This window comes from Paraburkholderia sp. BL18I3N2, assembly GCF_003001875.1.
Lineage (GTDB): Bacteria > Pseudomonadota > Gammaproteobacteria > Burkholderiales > Burkholderiaceae > Paraburkholderia > Paraburkholderia phytofirmans.
In genome coordinates, this window is sequence record NZ_PVNC01000029.1 from 39,491 (window position 1) to 56,646 (window position 17,156).

Here is a 17,156-nt window from a genome sequence, read left to right on the forward strand (position 1 = left end):
CACTGATTGTGGATCCTGGCCGATGTTATCGAGCCGTTCTCAATTAACGTGACCCCGTTCTCACTTAATGTGGACCTGGACGCGCCGATATTCTCAGCCAATGTAATCCCGAAAAGGCGCTGTTATCGGGCCTTGGAGATTTATGTTATCGAGCCGCTACAGCTCGCCTGCGTGACGAACCTCAGCGAGGGAGCGGGGCATGATTTATGTAGTCGAGCAGTCTGACTCAGTGCCGCTGCGTGCGTGGTTCGCCTACGACGACTTTGAGCGCGAGGTGGCGGCGTCCGACCCGTTGAGCCTCGCGGAGATCAATGACGAGGTAACGCCGCGCGAACTGCTCGCGCTGGTCGACGACGACTGAGCCGCCCAGCGGGGCAGGCGGCGCGAATGGCGCATACACACTGGAAGATCGTTCGGGATATGGGCGCAGGCGCGCTCGGTGCATTGCTCGAACGCGTACCGGCCGAGATCAGGCCTGAGCGCTTCGAGCGCTTGCTGGAAGTCTGTCTCTGCGACTTTGCGGCGTATCCCGGTCATGGTAGACGGACTACGCGAAAGCTCCACGGATGCGCCGCGCGCTGACTGCTTACCTGGCGGTTCGCGAACCCTTGAGGCCGGATGCGTTGCTGGAGGCGCGCGCGAATGCGATCGCACGGGTCCTGCTCAATAGGGAACGGCAAGGCAGGCAGTGAACGTGTGTTGTCATTTTCTGTGTCGCGAACCGTCTGTCGCAAACCGTTCAAACTCGCCATGACGATGCGCGCGAGCGACTGCTTCAGCGCCAATTGGCACGTTTTCAAGGCGTTTCCCGGTGGTATGGAACTTGCCACTAGAGAAACGTCCATCCATCAGGAGCACGTCATGTCTGCTTCGCTCAATGCCCAAATCGCCGAAGTTTTCGACGAGCCGGGTTGCGACAAGAACCAAGGTAAGAGCGAGAAGGAACGCAAAAGGGGCTGCACGAAGCAGCTTTCGCCGGGTTCGGCCGCAGGCGGGTGCGCGTTCGACGGCGCGAAGATCGCTTTGCAGCCGGTGGTGGACGTCGCACACCTCGTGCACGGGCCGATTGCCTGCGAAGGTAACTCCTGGGACAACCGGCACGCCGCTTCGTCCGGTTCGCAACTCTATCGCACCGGCTTCACCACCGATATCAACGAACTCGACGTGGTGTACGGCGGCGAGAAGCGCCTGTTCAGGAGCGTGCGCGAAATCATCGAGAAATACGATCCGCCCGCAGTGTTCGTCTACCAGACCTGCGTCACTGCGCTGATCGGCGACGACATCGAGGCAGTCTGCAAGCGCGCCACCGAACAATTTGGCAAGCCGGTGATTCCGGTCATTTCCCCCGGTTTCGCCGGGCCGAAGAATCTGGGCAACAAGCTTGGCGGCGAGGCGATCCTCAACCATGTGATCGGCACGCGCGAGCCCGAGTACACGACGCCGTACGACATCAACGTGATTGGCGAATACAACCTGTCGGGCGAACTCTGGCAGACCAAGCCGCTGCTCGACGCGCTAGGCATCCGTATCCTCTCGTGCATCTCCGGCGACGGGCGCTACAACGAGATAGCAAGTTCGCATCGCGCCAAGGTCAACATGATGGTCTGCTCGAAGTCGATGATCAACATCGCGACAAAGATGCAGCGGCGCTACGGCATCCCTTACTTCGAGGGCTCGTTCTATGGGATCGGCGATATGAGCGACACGCTGCGCCATATCGCCAGCCTGCTCGTGCAGCAGGGCGCGCCGGACGATCTGCTCGAGCGGACCGAGCGCCTGATCGCCGCCGAGGAAGCGCGCGCGTGGGAGCGCATCGCGCACTACAAGGCGCGCCTTACCGGCAAGCGGGTGTTGCTCATCACCGGTGGCGTGAAGTCTTGGTCGGTGGTTTCCGCGCTGCAGGAAGCAGGGCTTGAAATCGTCGGGACCAGCGTCAAGAAGAGCACTAAGGAAGACAAGGACAAGATCAGGGAGATCATGCGCGACGACGCCCACATGATCGACGGCATGACTCCGCGGGAGATGTACGCGATGCTCAGGGACGCGCGGGCCGACATCATGCTGTCGGGTGGCCGCTCACAGTTCGTCGCACTGAAGGCCCGCATACCGTGGCTCGACATCAATCAGGAACGCCACCACCCTTATGGCGGCTACGAGGGGATCGTCGAGCTGGTGCATGAGATCGACCGCGCGATCTACAACCCGGTGTGGCAACAGGTGCGGATCCCTGCTCCGTGGGGCGACGACGGGGGAGCGCTCGGTGTGATCCAGGCGCAAGCCGCACGCCCGCTGTCGAGCGCCGCGGGGTGGGGGCGATGAGCCTCGAACCCGGTGTACCGAACTGACGCCCCCGAACTCGAGAACATGCCATGGCCGATGTCGTCGAATCTATGAAAGCCTGTGCGGTCAATCCGCTCAAGATGAGCCAGCCGCTGGGCGCGAGCCTCGCGTTCCTTGGGCTCGATGCCTGCATGCCCGTGATGCACGGCTCGCAGGGCTGCACGTCGTTCGGCCTCGTGCTGCTGGTGCGCCATTTCAGGGAGGCGATCCCGCTGCAGACGACAGCCATGGACGAAGTCACCGCGGTGCTCGGCGGCTACGAGAACATCGAGGCCGCGCTGCTCAACATCCGCAAGCGCGCTGCGCCGAAGGTCATCGCGATCTGTTCAACAGGTCTCACCGAGACCGAGGGCGACGACGTGGACGGCTATCTCGTTACCGTGCGCAAGCGCAAGCCCGAACTCAACGACACTGAGATCGTCTATGTGTCGACCCCCGACTATGTCGGCGCATTCGAAGACGGCTACCGGCATGCGATTACCGGCATCGTCAACGCGCTGGTCAAGGCGTTGCCAACGGTGGCCAATCAGGTGACGTTGCTGCCCGGCAGCCATCTGTCGCCTGGCGATATCGACGAACTGCGCGAGGTCATCGAAGCGTTCGGCTTCGATGTCATCGTGCTGCCCGACATTTCCGGCTCGCTCGACGGCCATATCGCGCCGGACTGGCGCGGCACCACACTGGGCGGTACCACGCTCGCGGAGATCCGGGCCGCGGGTGCATCGGCATTTACGATCGGCGTGGGCGAGCAGACGCGCGACGGCGCCGAGGCATTGCATGCTATCGCCGGCACACCGTTCGAAGTGTTCGGGCGGCTCACCGGACTGGAACCCAACGATCGTCTGCTGCAATTGCTCGCGCAGCGCTCCGGACGACCCGTTCCCGCGAAATACCGGCGTCAGCGCAGCCAATTGCTCGATGCAATGCTAGACGGCCATTTCTACACCGGAGGCATCAAGGTCGCGATCGGCGCAGAGCCCGATCTGCTGTTCGCGGTCGGCAGCATGCTGCACGAGATGGGCGCGCAGTTGCGCTGCTGCATCAGCACGACGCGATCGCCCGCGCACGCGTTGCTGCCCGCTGATCAGGTCGTGATCGGCGATCTCGAAGACATGGAGCGCGCTGCGGCGGACTGCGACCTGCTGATCACCCATTCGCACGGCAGGCAGATGGCCGAGCACCTGCAAAAGCCGCTCTTCCGGATCGGTTTTCCGGTCTTCGACCGGGTTGGAAACGCACATCGACGCTACGTCGGCTACCGCGGCACGATGAACCTGATCTTTGAGATCGCCAACCTGATGATCGAGCAGATTCCGCATCACGATCCGGGCGACTGGCCGCTGCCGCAGGCCGCTATCGATCTGGCCGCGCGCGATCCGGCGCGCGAAGCGAACATTCCTGTCGTCGCGGCCGGTGCTTGACCCACCTAAAGGAGCACACAGCATGAAGATCGCGTTCGCCACCCAGGACAGGCAGTTCGTCGATGCGCATTTTGGCTGGGCGAGGAGCATCGTCACCTACAACGTCACACCGGACGGCTACCAGTTTGTCGAGGCGTTCGACTTTGGTGACAAGCTCGAAGAGGACGGCGACGAGGACAAGCTCGCGCCGAAGCTCGAAGCCGTCAAGGATTGCGCGATCCTGTACGTCGCCGCAATCGGCGGCTCGGCCGCGGCTCGAGTGGTTGCGCTGAAGATTCACCCGATCAAGGTGCCGCGGCCCGAGTCCATCGGGGAGATTCTCGGCAAGTTGCAACAGGTGCTGAAGGGCACGCCGCCGCCGTGGCTGCGCAAGGCGCTGGCGAAGGATGGCGAACGTGTATACGACTTTGAAGACGATGAGGTATCCCATGGCTGAATCATCCGCAATTCCGTCCAAGGCCAGCGACGAAATGCTGCTGGTCGCACCGTTCGTGCAGCAGCTCGTTAGGCAGTTGCGCGCGCAGGACACCCACGGCGTGTGGGACGGAAAGACCGACCTGCAACTGCTCAAGCCGTACATCCACACGCCGGAGGAACGCCGCGCGATTCCGATCATGGGCGACCCCGACCCCGAAACGCTGTGGCGGCTCGATCTTTTCTATAGCGCGATTGCGGTGGCGATCGAGCGTGAGACCGGCCACATGGTTTCGCCGATGATGAAGATGAGCCACGAGGGCTTCGGCCGCATGGTTTTGCTCGCGGGGCGGCTCGTTGTCGTCAACAAGCAGTTGCGCGACGTACACCGGTTCGGCTTCGCTTCGCTGGAGAAGCTCGCCGAGGCGGGCGCAAAGCTTCTCGACGAAGCGGTCGAGGTGATCCGGACGTACCCCGCCGTCGCACAGTACGGCGCCTGAAGGAATCGTGAGGGACCGAGACGATGAGCACCGATGCCGATGAACTCAAGGCGCACCTGAAGAAACTCAACGCGCAAGCGACCCAGGCGAAGTTGGACCTGCACGACCTCTCAGAGGAACTCCCGACCAACTGGGAGAACATTCTCGCTGTCGCCCAGCGCTGCCATGACGCCCACGCCGCGCTGATGACAGCCCGCACGGCTGCCGCTGCGGCAGCGGCCTGAACCAGCGAAGCCACGGAGCCACGTCATGAGCGATACCTTCAGCGTTACGCTGCCGAGCGGCGCCACCTGGACGCCGACCTTCGTCAACAGGCTCGACGAAGAAAAATGCATCGGTTGCGGACGCTGTTTCCGTGTCTGTCCGCGTGGCGTGCTGCAACTGGTCGGGCTTGACGAGGACGGCGCGCACATCGCGCTGGACGGCGACGGCGACGGCGACGGTGAAGACGACGAGTACGAGAAGAAGGTGATGACTATCGTGCATCGGGAACTGTGCGTCGGCTGCACCGCGTGCGCGAAGATCTGCCCGAAAAAGTGCTACACGCACGCGGCGGCCGTTCTCTGAGCGATGCCACGATGAACGCCTATGCAACCCTGATGGCGTGCGCGGTGGATGCGGGTGATCCCACCGTGCTGGCGCTGGCCGGCGTGCTGTCGAGCGGGTTCGAGCACCACGGCGTTGATGTGCTGCCGATGCCCGGACTGGACGCCGACCAGACGCGCCGGATGCTCGCGCGCTGGTTCCCGGGTGCCGGGCCGGCGCTCGGTCTTACGTACGTCTTGTCGCCCGCCACGATGCCGCGTGACGACGAACTCGAAGATCTGGTGGCGTTGCTCAATCACCATGCCGATCCGCGCGCCGGCCCGGCAGACGAGGCGAACTGCGTGGCCCATGCCTTGGCCTGCGCGAGCCTCGGGCAAAACCACCTTTGGCAAGACCTGCTTCTGCCGTCGCGGCGCGAGCTGTCCGCGTTGATTAGCCGTTGGTTTCCGCGGCTGGCCGCGAAGAATACGCATGACATGAAGTGGAAGAAGTTCTTCTACAAGCAACTGTGCGAGCGCGAGGGCCTGTTCATCTGCAAGGCGCCGAGTTGTGGCGTCTGTTCGGATCATGCGCTTTGCTTTGGAGCGGAGTAGGCAAAAATGCCCGGCTCGCGCCCCCCGTTGAGCAGGTGCGTCGCCGGTCCGCTTTGCCAGGCTTCTTCGGTAGATTCACAGTGAGAGGGCGCAGGACTTGCTTAAGCATGCTCATCGTTATCTATTCAGGCATTCAACCGAGAAATCGAACCACAAACCTTACACATCTATGGATTCGTTCCGACCTGCTGCGTCCCCGGGGCCCCGCCCTCGCTGTACGCCCTGCACCCGGGTCTGCTGCCTGACGCTGCAATGGCCCGTTGCGCAGTCGCAGCAGCAAGGGCAGCGCGCCCGAGCATTGCCGCCCGCCTGCGTGCCCGCGCTGCCGCAATCGCTGCACCGGTTACTCGCGATCTGCGACGAAGCGGGGTTGCGCGATCTGGCGCTGTACCACTTGCAGCGGCTCAGGCTTATGCCGCTGTTTGCACGCCTCGATCACCGCTTCGATTGTGTCGCGTCGCGGGTGGCCGACTTCGTGGGCTGGGCGGAGCCGCTGTCCGAGCATCGGCTGGCGCCGCACGCTCGTCATGCCGGCCGGACGCGCTACACGTACGACACGGTGCGTAGCTGGTTTCTCACCCCGGCAGCGGGCGAACGGCTTGCGGGCCATGCCACGAGGCGCTCGCCATGAGACCCATGCCGCCTGCCGTTGCCGTAACGGTGCAATCCGAAGCGCAGCCCGTCATGAATCAGAACCGCGGCGCATGCCTTCCCGAAAGCAGTGCGAGCCTGTCGCTGGAGCGCGCGCGGGCACATGTCGCGACCCTGCAGCGCGAGTTGTTCGCGGTTGAGCAGGCGCTGCTCGACGGCCGCGCATTGACGCGCGCATTGAGCGGGCGTCGATGGGTTTATGTAGGCGGGCGGCCAAGCATCAACGCCGTGCTGCGTGCGCTGGTGGAAGCGGCCGGAGGCGAGTTCGTTCATCACACCGGGACCATCGACGACGATGGCCGTGCCGAAGGCTTCGCGGCTTTGCTGTCAGGCGCCTACCGGGTGCTGTGCCCATTGGATCTGATCGACCCGGACTCGCTGGTCGCGCTGCGGCGGTTGTGCGCGCGTCACCGCGCGCCGTGGTCCGCTTTGCGTTCGTCGAGCGTGACGAGCTTCATTGCGGGCGTGTTGCGGGCTCGGCCTGCCCAGCCGCACGGCGTGGTCGCAGCGTCGCGCTTCTGCCTGAGGCATGGCTGACGTCGTCATGACTTTACATAGCGCGAGATGTGGGCGCAAAACTGCCTTTGACGTGGTCTTTCCACGAGAGGGCCGGCCATGTCGGACTCCGCACAACGCTACGGCCTTTTCCTCAACGTCGAGAACCCCGACGGCGACGCGCGATGCGCCTGACGCAAACCGTTCGTAATGCGCCTGCCGCCCAGACGTTCGGCTACCACGAGGTGTGGCTCGCCGAGCATAACTACAGGTCGTACGCGAACAGCAGCGCGCTGGCGCTGCTGTTCGGCCACATCGCGACTCGCTTCCGTTGCATATCGGGCTGCGGGGATATTGTCGGCGCATAAGGCGCGTGCGCGGATGCACGAAGCGTTCGCGTTGATATGACATGGTGATTTCCCACTCATTCGTACTGGCCATCGCAGCATTAAGACATGAGGCGTCGACGTAACAGCGCGACTGACAGGAAGAACGGCAACACCGTGCAAATGCAGAGAGCGCCAATATGCAGGGCAGCATAGCTCACCGGGCGTCCGAGCATCGGGGGACGGATAAGGTCGACGGAATGTGCCAGCGGTAAGAAGCGCGCTACGTCGCAAAAAACGGCAGGTAGCTTACTGATCGGGAAGATCACGCCGCTCAGGAGCACCATGGGCGTGAGGACGAGCGTTTGATAGAACACGAAGTAATCGTGACTGGGTGCAAGCGCCGCGAGGATCATCGCCAGACTCGCGAAGGCGAGGCCGGTCAGGGCGATGGCAGGCGATGCGTAGAGAATGGATGACCACGCGGCATAACCCAGCACGGTGGCTACCACCATGACGGCAATGCCGGCAAAAAAGGCCCTGGTGGCGGCCCATGCCAGTTCACCGAGAACGATATCGCCGAGCGTGAGCTGTGTACAGAGGATCGCTTCCCACATGCGCTGAACATGCATGCGAGAGAAAGCTGCGTAAATCGTTTCGAAGGTCGCGGAGGTCATTGCGCTCGTCGCGACCATACCCGCCGCGAGAAACGCGATATAAGATGCGCCATCGACGCGACCTACCATTATCCCGAAACCAAAGCCGAGGCCGAACAGATAAATCATAGGATCGGCAAGGTTACCGAGAATCGAGGCAAACGCGACTTTTTTCCATGCCAGATAGTTGTGACGCCACACTGCAACCCAGTTCCACACGTTCGCGGGCAGGGTTGCTGCATAAAAGTCTCTCATCGTTCACTCCTTTATCCCGCGCTTGGTTAACTGCAAAAAGGCATCCTCGAGGTTTGCTGGACGCTGTAAAAGGCGCAGCGCCGTGCGCCCGCGCAACTGTATGCACACCCGTTCCGGATCGGACACATAGCAGAAAAGGGCCTCCCCACTAACCTCGATACGCTGCGCGTGCGGCGCGATCAACGTGCGCAGCTCATGCGGATTGCCGCCGTGGATCTCGACCACGTGGCTCCCGATCTGTTCTGCGATCAGCGCGCGAGGCCCGCCTTCGGCGATCTTTCGCCCCTCCTCCAGCACACACAGTCGGTCGCACAGCCGCTCGGCCTCTTCCATGAAATGGGTGGTCAAGAGGATCGTCTTGCCGCGCGCCAACAGTGAACGCAGGCTTTCCCAGATCAGGTGGCGCGCATGAGGGTCGAGACCTGTTGTAGGCTCGTCCATGACCAACAACTGTGGATCGTTGATCAGCGCGCGTGCCAGCATTAGCCGCCGCTTCATGCCGCCGGATAGTTCGGTGACGCGCGCATCGACCTTGCTTTCGAGGCGGGCGAATTCGAGCAGCGACGGCACGATCGCTTCAATTTCACGTGTGCTCATGCCGAAGTAGCGGCCAAACACCAGAAGGTTCTCGCGCACGGTGAACCCGGGCTCGAGGTTGTCGAATTGTGGCACCACGCCAATGCGCATACGTGCCGAGCGAGCGCGCGCCGGCACTGGCTCCCCGAGCACGATGATCTTGCCTGCGTCGGGCGGCACCATGCCGAGCACCATACGCACCGTCGTGCTCTTGCCCGCGCCATTTGGCCCTAGCAGACCGAAACACTCTCCAGGCGCGACGCTGAACGACAATCCGTCGACTACGATCTTGTCGCCATATGACTTCCTTACGCTGGCGAAGCTGATTGCTGCTTTGGACATGGGGATAAGAAGGAAAATTACGCGCTCGTCTTAGAGAAAAAGAAGCCGTTCTGCTGCCGCGGCCCGATTGAAAACGCCCTGGCCGATAGAAGATCGTCGCTTGCCATGCGGAAGAGTTACTGACAATGGAGTACTAGGATTCCGGTGAATGCACTCGCGTTGGGAAGACGGCAATTGAGCCATTGCGTGAGACGATCGCACTCAAGCGGACGACTGCCGACGGTGAGCGATTCTGGGGTGGCGCAATATTCGAGATCCTATATGTCCGGTTAACTAATTGCCATCGGATGCTTCGTCAAAAGTTGCTAATGTTGAAGACTCACACGCGTGATCCGGTCGACGGTGCGGAGTCGCAGCGCTTGACGCTGAAGTCACGTTCGGCTTTGTAACCGGATCCGGAGTCTCGAGCTGTTTTTCTCGAACGTTCGATACGTTGCCTGCAGAGCCACGGGACAGCCAATCGCTATTGCTCAATGTGCACAGCGCATAGGCTTTCAGCGGGAGCAAGAGAAAGAGGTTAATAGGTGTGTGAAGAGAAAAGCCAAGAAATCGAATCTGGCGAGCGCGAACCGATGCCACGCTACAGCGGATCATGGTCAATGATGCGATTATCAGGGCAGTCCACCACGGCACTGTCGCTGTCAATGCGAGCTGCGCGAGCCCCGCTAGGACCGAAAAGGCGAGAAATAGCGAGCCCAGATTCAGTCCGATCACGTCCAGCGTAAGGTAGCGATCGAGACAGGGCAGCAGGCGCAGCGAAAGCAACGTGTCCCGATAAGTACTGCGCGCCCAGCGCAGTTGTTGGCGCAGATACGCCCCCAGTCTGTCCGGAACGACTGTCGCCGCAATGGCGTCCGGAACGTACTCGGTCCGATAACCTGCGGTCAGCATGAGAATTGTGAGATGGCGGTCCTCGCCGAAGTCGCTCCGCTTCCCGCGAAAAAATTGTGTCTCGTACTGGTCTAATAGCAAAAGAAGCACGGACCGTCGGTATATGGTACATGGACCGCAGCAACACATAACGGCGCCGAAGCGAGCCTGGGCCGCGCGTTCTTCGTTGCAAGCCAACCAGTACTCCATATCGATCAGGCGGGTCAGCCAGGTGTCGCTCCGGTTGCTGGCCGTCAACTGCCCCATGGCGGCGCCTATCGTCCTATCTCGCATTGTCAATACAAGCTTCTTGACGACATCGGGTGCCAGCGTCGTGTCCGAGTCGACGTTGAGTACCAGTTCCCCGGATGAAGAGCGTATCGCGGCGATCTGTGCCTTGCGCTTTCCCATATTTTGGGGAAGCGCAATGAAGTTGAATCTCGGGTCGCGCGTGTACGCATCGTATACCGGCCTCACGGCGTCGAGATTGCCAGAGCCGTCGTCGACCACATAGACCCGCAGTTTTCCGGCGTAGTCCTGGTTTGCAATGGACTCCAGGCACGCCGAGAGCGTGCTCGGTCGCTCGTTAAAGCACGGCACGATGACGTCCACGTCCGGCAGAAAGTTGGAGTCGGCGGCATTGGGCGACTTCGCCGGACCACTCGTCGGTAGGCCATGGAGGGCCTGTGCGCTTTTGTAAACAGTCGAGAGTAGTGTATACAACAAAACTGCGGCAGTGTTGATTGTGGCAATGGCATTCATAGATGTCGGTTTGGCCAGTGTGGTTGGGGTAGCGAGCTGATTACAAATCCGCAGTCATGCAGTTCTGGAATCAGGCGGGAAAGCGCCATGAGGGTCTGGTCGCGCAGCCCAGCATGACAGCACCGTCCTGACTCGCCGGGAGGACATCCGTCGTGCAAGAGCACAATTGCGCCAGGCCGGACAGAGGCCAGCACTGCGCTGACAATCGCATCGACGCCGGGGCGAGACCAGTCACGCGGGTCGACCGACCAGTCAAGAGCCGCCAGCCCCGCCTTTGCCGTTTCAACGACCACTTCGTCCGTCCATATTCCGTAAGGGGCACGCATATGCCGAACTGTGGCCTGGGGACACGCCATCCGGATGATCCTGTTCGCGTCCAATATTTCGCGTCGTACTTCATCAGGTTCGCATCCAGACAAATCCGGATGAGTCATCGTGTGATTGGCAATCTCGTGTCCGTCCGCGATCATTCGCTGGATCAGCTTCGGGTGGTCCTCTACGTACGCACCGATGACGCAGAACGTTGCTGGCACCCGGTGTTCTGCCAGCACATCGAGGACGTCCGGTGTGCAAAGTGGATTAGGGCCGTCGTCAAACGTCAAGTAGACGTCGCGACGTCCGGCGCGATCGTGGCACTCGTCGCGCGCCTCGGATACGCAATCGAGGACCTTCACAGATCTGGCCCGTTTCGTTCAATTATCGAGCCAGTAGGCGGCTCCACGGTCGATCGTCCCATCCGGAAGGCCGCGACGGGCACGGTTTCGGTAAGCTTAGGTGGCGTGTCGAGAGATACATCCGAAAGTGTGGGCATCATGGAGACATACCTAAATCTGTCGTACTACTTAGGTTTATAAATATGAAGTATTCGATCAATCAACTTCGATTTCCATTTCCGCGACGACGGGTTTCACTGTGCAACACACCAATTGATTTGTAAAATCGATTGTGTTTATACCTTTCATCTATAACGTGGATACGTTGAGAAATGCGTTTTACAGTAAGTGGATGAAATGGATGTTAGATCTTGCCCAACCCAAATGATCGTTGGGCGTGTGTGCAGTTCGCGATGACCGTCCCGACGGTGTCGGACAGAATCGCGCAGATGGTAGCCAAACGATATCTGAAACCCGTCGAGAAGCCGGTGTTTCAGTAGGATGGCTAAGGATATCGTCCTGGCCGGTCGGCGCATTAAGCACTTTCGGCTGCACGGCAGCGATGCTGGCGTTACGCTTGGGTGCTCGATCTCGACATCGAGGGGTTCTTGACCATGTTGATCACGAACTCATGATGGAAGCGGTGCGGCAGCATGCTCGTTGCACATGGGTGGAGCTGTACGTGGAACGCTGGTTTAAGGCGCCAGTGATGAGGGGGCAGGAAATGGTGTCGCGGACGCAGGGCACGCCGCAAGGTGGTGTCGTCACGCCATGGACGCAAAAGATAACTTTGAGTTTGAGCGGCAGATTCCGCTGTGCCGGTCCGATTCAGTCCTTGATTTGCGTCACAAGAAGTAATATAAAAATGTCATATGTCGCGCTCAACTCTCTCCGAAAGGGCTCAGCGTTTGAATGCCGCCTTTCATCTGCTTGCCGATGGTCGCAGCCTCAACGAGGCCGCCGAAGCCATGGCCGAGCAGCATATGATTTCGCGGCGCCAGGCCTACCGTTACCTGCAGGAGGCGCAGCACCTGTCGTCTCCAGTGGCCGTGGCCGTGGCCGAGCCCACCATTCCCATCACGCTCAAGGTTCCTGCGGCCGTTGCTGTCACATTGCGGGCATATGCGCAGGCCAATGATTTAACGATGGGCGAAACGCTCACGCGTGCTGTCTGTGCTTTGCTAACGACGGCAGGCGGGCGTGGCTGATCGACGTCCACGCAGTCGGCACGTTGACCTGGAATATACGTTTGACCGCCTGCTGGCAAGGAAGCTCGAGCAGGCCTATGACATCCTGGTGCCGGATCGTGTGCGCCGCACTGGCGAGCAAACTGGACTGAGTGGAGAAACTGATGAAGGTTGCCGCGATCTACGCCCGGGTGTCGTCCGATCAACAGAAGGAGGAGAAGACCATCGCCAGTCAGACGGCGGCGCTGGTGGAGTTTGCCCGAAGCGAAGGCTACAGCGTTCCGGATGAGTGGGTCTTCCAGGACGAAGGCTACAGCGGTGCAAGCCTGGTGAGGCCCGGACTGGAGCGGGTACGCGACCTGGCGGCGGCGGGCGAGATTCAGGCGGTACTGGCGCTCGCCCCGATCGCCTGAGCCGCAAATATGCCTACCAGGTGTTGCTCATTGAGGAATTGGCCCGTCACGGGGTGGCAGTGATATTCATCAAGGCGCCGCACTCGGGTACGCCGGAAGATCAGTTGCTGTTGCAGTTCCAGGGCATGATCGCCGAGTACGAACGGGCCCAGATCCTCGAACGCTCGCGGCGAGGCAAGCGACACCGTGCGAAGCAAGGTGAGGTCAGCGTGTTGAGTGGCGCGCCCTACGGTTACCGCTACGAACGCAAGAGCGACGAGCAGGCCGCGGACTATACGGTGATCGCCGCCGAAGCGCAGGTGGTCCGCCAGATCTACGAGCTATATACCGTGGCGGGGCTGAGCATCGGTGCTGTCACACGCCGGTTGAACGAACTGGGGGTACCTACCAGAAAGGGCGCAGCACGCTGGGAGCGCTCCACTGTTTGGGCCATCCTTCGCAATCCTGCCTATCGTGGAATGGCCTGCTTCGGCAAGACCCAACAGGCCGCGCGAGAACGCACCAACAATCGGACGTTGCGCCAGCGCGGCGGCCTGCCGGCTCGCAACAGTGCCAATCACGAACTGCCGCGTGATCAATGGATCGAAATTCCGGTTCCTGCCTTGATCGACCCGGATACGTTCGCCTTGGCGCAGGAGCGCCTGGAAAGCAACAGGAAGCACGCTTCGCGTCGAACGCTCGAACCCAGCATTCTCCAGGGCCTTGTGCACTGCCGCCAGTGCGGCTACGCCTTGTACCGGACCTCGACACGCAGTAGCGCGCGCAAGATCTCCTACTACCGCTGCCTGGGCGCTGACGCCTGGCGCTATGACGGCCACGCCAGGTGTGAGCAGCGCCCCATCCGGCTGGATCTGCTGGAGCACATCGTGTGGTCCGAAATTGTGCGCCTGCTGGAGGATCCCGCGCTCATCCAGACCGAATTGAATCGGCGCCTTGAGACGGCGCGCAATTCAAGTCCGGCCAAGCGGCAGCAGGACCGCGTCACGCAGGATCTGGCGCAAGCGCAGAAACGTATGGACCGGTTGCTCACCGCGTACCAGGAGGACCTGCTTTCGCTGAACGAGTTGCGGCGGCGCATGCCTGCGCTGCGGCAACGCGAGCAGAGTCTTCAGGAGGAACTACGCGGGCTCAGTGCCCAGTTGGTCGACCAGGCGGCTTACCTACGCCTGGCGGAAACGCTAACGGCGTTCCTGGGGCGTTTGCGTAGCAGTGCCGCCACCCTTGATGTTCAGGACCGTCAGCGCATCACAAGACTGCTCGTCAAGGAGGTGGTGGTTGCCGATGACAGCATCACCATTCGCCATTCGATTCCCACCGCCACGCGACCCGCCGGCGGAAATGGAGGCGCCTCTCGCCTGCCTGGATCTCCGCACGCCGCTCACGCCGACCAAAGTTACCTTTTGCGTCCATGGCGTGGTCAGCCCGGTACTGTTTAATCTCTATATGCATTATGCCTTTGATACCTCGATGGCGAGGCACTTTCCGGATACGTCCTTCGTGCGGTAGGCCGACGATGGATTGGTCCACTGTAAAAGCGAAGCCGAAGCCAGACGGTTGCATGCGGCAATCGGTGCGCGTCTAAAGGCCTGTGGCCCGGAATTGCGTCCTGAGAAGTCGAGGATCGTGTACTGCCGGAATGGGTATCGCAAGAAGGACTATCCCAACACGAGCCTTGACTTTCTCGGATACACCTTCCGCGGTCGGCTGGCCAAAAGCAAGCGCGGCATTTACTTCGACAGCTTCAGTCCTGCGCTCAGTAGCAAGGCCGCGAAACGCATCCGCGAGCAAATGCGGGTGTGGAGTATCGGCCGCTGGACGGATGCTGCGTTCGAAGATATTGCACAGTGGGTCAATTCCACCTTGCGAGGATGGTGGAATTACTACGCGGCGTTCTATATGAGCGTGTTCAAGCGTGTGATAGGCCACCTCAACGACATTCTGGCGAAATGGGCGGTGCGGAAGTACCGCCGTTTCAAGCGAAGTCGCGCTAGGGCCCGGATATGGCTCAGGCGATTGGTGGAACGTGCCCCGGGCGTCCTGTACCACTGGAAGCTGGGGGTATTGCCATCGGCTGGATGACAAGAGCCGCATGAACCGAGAGGTTCACGTACGTGATCTGTGAGGGCTCGGCGGGGAAGTTCCGCCGGGCTACTCGACACTTCGCCAAGGAGTCGATGTGAAGTACGCGTTCATCGAGCGCTATCGACGCCACTGGCCGGTCTCGGTGCTATGCGAAGTGCTGGGAGTCAGTCCAAGCGGATATCAGCAGCGCCGGCAACGCACTGCACAGAGGCCAAGCCGCCCCGGGGCCGCGTGAGTAACGACGCACTGCTCGCAAACCTCAAGGCGATTCACACGCAGACCAAGGGAGAGTACGGCTGGCCTCGCATGTGGAAGGAACTGCTCACGCAAGGCGTGCGCGTGGGCAAAGAGCTGGTTCGCAAGCTGACGGCGCAGCATGGCATTCGAGCCCGCCACAAGCGCAAGTAAATTGCGACGACGAACTCGAACCATCAATGGCGTGGTTCCGGCGCCGTGCTGACGCCGGCGTAATTATGCATAGAGACCGGGGCAGCTATTACGTGATCATCGCCGCAGCAGGACATGATACGGTTTCGTCGTCCATATCGGTCGCGATGTGGGCGTTGAACCGCTTCCCTGAGCTATTGCCGCGACTACAGGCGGATCGTTCGCTGATTCCGCAGTTTATCGATGAAACCCTTCGCTACGCATCGCCGGTGCGTCATTTCATGCGCACAGCGACTGCCGACACCAACGTCCGGGGTCGGACAATCCGCAAGGGCGATTGGCTGATGCTCCGCTATGGCTCGGCAAATCGTGACGAGCAAGTCTCCCCTGAGCTGTTCGCATTCAATTTCGACCGCAAACCGAACCGGCATCTCGCTTTCAGCGTCGGCGCCCACGTGTGCCTGGGTCAGCATCTCCGGTACCGGCAAGCGGATGCGGCGCATCGGTATCGTCGCGCTCGCACGCCGTCTGGCGATCGCCCTGTGGCGTTATCTCGAGTACGGCGAGATCCCCGTTGGCGCGATACTCAAGCCGCGCGACGTCAACACCGTGAGGGCCTGAATGATTGAATGACGTCGGATGCAGCAACAGCATCTAAAGGTCAACGCGCCCGAAACACGCTCGGGCTACCCACTGCGGGAGGCCGTTTCCCTAGATGGGGCGCCGTCGGTAACAGGGTAGCTCCAGCGCTTCGCGCACGCGGCATGAGGTGACCGGCCTGTCAGGTCGGCACGGATAGAAGGTCGACCCGGCACTGACCGGCCAACAGATACCCTGACCTGAATGACATTGACATGCCAGGCTGCAACAAGGCTTACGCGATGAGCGTCGGTACCGTCCTTCACGCACCGGTCTTTAGCGCCAGCCTGCGTCTGGTCATGGTAAGTGATCGCGCAGGCTGGCGGTAGAGACCGAACAAGGAGGCTTACATCGCATAACAGAATGTTTATCGTGAACCGGGCTTGACTTTCAGTTCCCCATAGAAGAGCGTGTTAGGAACTTTGAGCGCGACCTGGTATCCTAGAGGAATGAAAAAGGCAGACCGCAAAGGGTATCCAACTGATGTGTCGGACGAAGAATGGAGTTTCGCGGCACCGTATCTGACGTTGATGGACGTCGAGGCGCCCCAGCGCAAATACGAGCTGCGCGACATGTTTGACGCATTGCGCTGGATGGCTCGTGCCGGCGCGCCGTGGAGGATGCTGCCCAATGATTTTCCACCGTGGGAACTGGTGTATCAGCAAACTCAACGTTGGTTGCAGGCCGGCTGCTTCGAGAGCATGGTGAGCGACCTGCGCTCGCTGATACGCCTGGCCCTAGCCGTCGGGGACAGCCCAGTGCGGTCATTCTCGATGGGCGCACGATACAGTCGACCTGCGAGAGCGGCCCGCGTGCGGGCTATGACGGTTATAAGCGCAAACGCCGCAGCAAGGTACACATTGCGGTGGACATAATGCGACAGTTGCTGGCGGTACACGTGACACCAGCCAATGAACAGGAAGGCGCGGAGGTAGCAGAGCTTGCGCGCCAGGAGAGGTGGCTCCGGAAATTCGGACAGTTCATTGAGTGGAAAAGCTGGGGCGTGAGTCGGTCATAATGGCCGGCGACAAGGAACCAGAAGATGACG

20 protein-coding genes and 4 pseudogenes are annotated in these 17,156 nt (G+C 60.9%); 19 read left to right on the plus strand and 5 right to left on the minus strand.

The genetic code is table 11. The features are described from left to right. The first annotated feature begins 199 nt into the window (after window positions 1-199). The 11 genes from B0G75_RS40935 to B0G75_RS41705 all read left to right on the plus strand — a co-directional run bounded on the left by B0G75_RS40935 (window position 200) and on the right by B0G75_RS41705 (window position 7,328). Window positions 200-361 carry a hypothetical protein gene (locus tag B0G75_RS40935; protein ID WP_018423161.1) on the plus strand — a complete coding sequence of 54 codons (162 nt, stop codon included), beginning with the start codon at window positions 200-202 and terminating at the stop codon, window positions 359-361. 500 nt (window positions 362-861) lie between these two features. Continuing rightward, complete coding sequence (nifE, locus tag B0G75_RS36995; RefSeq protein WP_106285725.1) at window positions 862-2,319, plus strand: nitrogenase iron-molybdenum cofactor biosynthesis protein NifE; 1,458 nt, start codon at window positions 862-864, stop codon at window positions 2,317-2,319. 50 nt (window positions 2,320-2,369) lie between these two features. Further along, window positions 2,370-3,761: a nitrogenase iron-molybdenum cofactor biosynthesis protein NifN gene (gene nifN, locus B0G75_RS37000; RefSeq protein ID WP_106314628.1), complete on the plus strand. Its 1,392-nt coding sequence runs from the start codon at window positions 2,370-2,372 to the stop codon at window positions 3,759-3,761. Window positions 3,762-3,783: 22 nt separating this feature from the next. Then, a complete protein-coding gene (gene nifX, locus B0G75_RS37005; RefSeq protein ID WP_106285694.1) occupies window positions 3,784-4,197 on the plus strand; it encodes a nitrogen fixation protein NifX in 414 nt (137 codons plus the stop codon). After that, window positions 4,190-4,675 carry a NifX-associated nitrogen fixation protein gene (locus B0G75_RS37010; protein WP_106285695.1) on the plus strand — a complete coding sequence of 162 codons (486 nt, stop codon included), beginning with the start codon at window positions 4,190-4,192 and terminating at the stop codon, window positions 4,673-4,675. The genes nifX and B0G75_RS37010 overlap by 8 nt, the downstream gene beginning before the upstream one ends. Window positions 4,676-4,698: 23 nt before the next feature. Next, entirely contained in the window at window positions 4,699-4,899 is a 201-nt protein-coding gene (locus B0G75_RS37015; protein WP_106285696.1) for a CCE_0567 family metalloprotein, read from the plus strand. A gap of 25 nt (window positions 4,900-4,924) precedes the next feature. Further along, window positions 4,925-5,242, plus strand: coding sequence for a ferredoxin III, nif-specific (gene fdxB / locus B0G75_RS37020; protein WP_106285697.1), 318 nt, complete (start codon window positions 4,925-4,927; stop codon window positions 5,240-5,242). An 11-nt stretch (window positions 5,243-5,253) separates the two neighbouring features. Continuing rightward, on the plus strand, window positions 5,254-5,814 hold the full coding sequence (locus B0G75_RS37025) for a nitrogen fixation protein NifQ (protein WP_106285698.1): 561 nt from the start codon (window positions 5,254-5,256) through the stop codon (window positions 5,812-5,814). Window positions 5,815-6,112: 298 nt separating this feature from the next. Further along, window positions 6,113-6,445 carry a hypothetical protein gene (locus B0G75_RS40940; RefSeq protein ID WP_243856886.1) on the plus strand — a complete coding sequence of 111 codons (333 nt, stop codon included), beginning with the start codon at window positions 6,113-6,115 and terminating at the stop codon, window positions 6,443-6,445. Window positions 6,446-6,498: 53 nt separating this feature from the next. Further along, complete coding sequence (locus B0G75_RS37035; RefSeq protein WP_243856887.1) at window positions 6,499-7,002, plus strand: DUF2325 domain-containing protein; 504 nt, start codon at window positions 6,499-6,501, stop codon at window positions 7,000-7,002. A 143-nt stretch (window positions 7,003-7,145) separates the two neighbouring features. Then, window positions 7,146-7,328 (plus strand): hypothetical protein, encoded by a 183-nt coding sequence (locus B0G75_RS41705; RefSeq protein ID WP_258194116.1) that lies wholly within the window; start codon window positions 7,146-7,148, stop codon window positions 7,326-7,328. Between the two features lie 80 nt (window positions 7,329-7,408). Here B0G75_RS41705 and B0G75_RS37045 read toward each other — a convergent pair whose 3' ends face one another. From B0G75_RS37045 to B0G75_RS42135, 5 genes are all read right to left on the minus strand, one after another. Further along, window positions 7,409-8,197 carry an ABC transporter permease gene (locus B0G75_RS37045; protein ID WP_106314629.1) on the minus strand — a complete coding sequence of 263 codons (789 nt, stop codon included), beginning with the start codon at window positions 8,195-8,197 and terminating at the stop codon, window positions 7,409-7,411. A gap of 3 nt (window positions 8,198-8,200) precedes the next feature. After that, window positions 8,201-9,115, minus strand: coding sequence for a nodulation factor ABC transporter ATP-binding protein NodI (gene nodI / locus B0G75_RS37050; RefSeq protein ID WP_106314630.1), 915 nt, complete (start codon window positions 9,113-9,115; stop codon window positions 8,201-8,203). A gap of 273 nt (window positions 9,116-9,388) precedes the next feature. Continuing rightward, window positions 9,389-10,747 carry a chitooligosaccharide synthase NodC gene (gene nodC, locus B0G75_RS37055; RefSeq protein WP_106285702.1) on the minus strand — a complete coding sequence of 453 codons (1,359 nt, stop codon included), beginning with the start codon at window positions 10,745-10,747 and terminating at the stop codon, window positions 9,389-9,391. Further along, the gene (gene nodB / locus B0G75_RS37060) at window positions 10,744-11,421 is read right to left on the minus strand and encodes a chitooligosaccharide deacetylase NodB (RefSeq protein WP_106285703.1); all 678 of its coding nucleotides are present in this window, start codon (window positions 11,419-11,421) and stop codon (window positions 10,744-10,746) included. The genes nodC and nodB overlap by 4 nt, the downstream gene beginning before the upstream one ends. Beyond that, the gene (locus B0G75_RS42135) at window positions 11,418-11,561 is read right to left on the minus strand and encodes a hypothetical protein (protein ID WP_121325239.1); all 144 of its coding nucleotides are present in this window, start codon (window positions 11,559-11,561) and stop codon (window positions 11,418-11,420) included. Before B0G75_RS42135 ends, nodB begins: the two co-directional genes overlap by 4 nt. A 747-nt stretch (window positions 11,562-12,308) precedes the next feature. On the opposite strand from B0G75_RS42135, the gene B0G75_RS37065 reads away from it, so the two are divergent. From B0G75_RS37065 to B0G75_RS37090, 8 genes and pseudogenes are all read left to right on the plus strand, one after another. Further along, window positions 12,309-12,608, plus strand: coding sequence for a hypothetical protein (locus B0G75_RS37065; protein ID WP_146142584.1), 300 nt, complete (start codon window positions 12,309-12,311; stop codon window positions 12,606-12,608). A 143-nt stretch (window positions 12,609-12,751) separates the two neighbouring features. Continuing rightward, window positions 12,752-13,000, plus strand: a complete 249-nt coding sequence (locus tag B0G75_RS41080; protein ID WP_219907312.1) for a recombinase family protein — start codon at window positions 12,752-12,754, stop codon at window positions 12,998-13,000. A 20-nt stretch (window positions 13,001-13,020) separates the two neighbouring features. Then, window positions 13,021-14,436, plus strand: coding sequence for a recombinase family protein (locus tag B0G75_RS37070; RefSeq protein WP_219907314.1), 1,416 nt, complete (start codon window positions 13,021-13,023; stop codon window positions 14,434-14,436). A 118-nt stretch (window positions 14,437-14,554) separates the two neighbouring features. Then, window positions 14,555-15,079, plus strand: a complete 525-nt coding sequence (locus B0G75_RS37075) for a group II intron maturase-specific domain-containing protein (protein ID WP_134143849.1) — start codon at window positions 14,555-14,557, stop codon at window positions 15,077-15,079. A gap of 79 nt (window positions 15,080-15,158) precedes the next feature. Next, window positions 15,159-15,487: pseudogene (locus B0G75_RS42140) on the plus strand (IS3 family transposase); the annotation flags it as partial. Window positions 15,488-15,567: 80 nt separating this feature from the next. Beyond that, window positions 15,568-15,945 (plus strand): annotated as a pseudogene (locus B0G75_RS42145) (cytochrome P450); the annotation flags it as partial. Between the two features lie 13 nt (window positions 15,946-15,958). Further along, window positions 15,959-16,090, plus strand: a pseudogene (locus B0G75_RS41715) (IS110 family transposase); the annotation flags it as partial. 467 nt (window positions 16,091-16,557) lie between these two features. Further along, window positions 16,558-17,051: pseudogene (locus B0G75_RS37090) on the plus strand (transposase); the annotation flags it as partial. Window positions 17,052-17,156 lie beyond the last annotated feature (105 nt).

Coding starts and splice junctions, on each gene's coding strand:
- B0G75_RS40935 (WP_018423161.1), top strand. CDS start 200: ATGATTTATGTAGTCGAGCAGTCTGACTCAGTGCCGCTGCGTGCGTGG.
- nifE (WP_106285725.1), top strand. CDS start 862: ATGTCTGCTTCGCTCAATGCCCAAATCGCCGAAGTTTTCGACGAGCCG.
- nifN (WP_106314628.1), top strand. CDS start 2,370: ATGGCCGATGTCGTCGAATCTATGAAAGCCTGTGCGGTCAATCCGCTC.
- nifX (WP_106285694.1), top strand. CDS start 3,784: ATGAAGATCGCGTTCGCCACCCAGGACAGGCAGTTCGTCGATGCGCAT.
- B0G75_RS37010 (WP_106285695.1), top strand. CDS start 4,190: ATGGCTGAATCATCCGCAATTCCGTCCAAGGCCAGCGACGAAATGCTG.
- B0G75_RS37015 (WP_106285696.1), top strand. CDS start 4,699: ATGAGCACCGATGCCGATGAACTCAAGGCGCACCTGAAGAAACTCAAC.
- fdxB (WP_106285697.1), top strand. CDS start 4,925: ATGAGCGATACCTTCAGCGTTACGCTGCCGAGCGGCGCCACCTGGACG.
- B0G75_RS37025 (WP_106285698.1), top strand. CDS start 5,254: ATGAACGCCTATGCAACCCTGATGGCGTGCGCGGTGGATGCGGGTGAT.
- B0G75_RS37035 (WP_243856887.1), top strand. CDS start 6,499: ATGAATCAGAACCGCGGCGCATGCCTTCCCGAAAGCAGTGCGAGCCTG.
- B0G75_RS41705 (WP_258194116.1), top strand. CDS start 7,146: ATGCGCCTGACGCAAACCGTTCGTAATGCGCCTGCCGCCCAGACGTTC.
- B0G75_RS37045 (WP_106314629.1), bottom strand. CDS start 8,197: ATGAGAGACTTTTATGCAGCAACCCTGCCCGCGAACGTGTGGAACTGG.
- nodI (WP_106314630.1), bottom strand. CDS start 9,115: ATGTCCAAAGCAGCAATCAGCTTCGCCAGCGTAAGGAAGTCATATGGC.
- nodC (WP_106285702.1), bottom strand. CDS start 10,747: ATGAATGCCATTGCCACAATCAACACTGCCGCAGTTTTGTTGTATACA.
- B0G75_RS42135 (WP_121325239.1), bottom strand. CDS start 11,561: ATGATGCCCACACTTTCGGATGTATCTCTCGACACGCCACCTAAGCTT.
- B0G75_RS41080 (WP_219907312.1), top strand. CDS start 12,752: ATGAAGGTTGCCGCGATCTACGCCCGGGTGTCGTCCGATCAACAGAAG.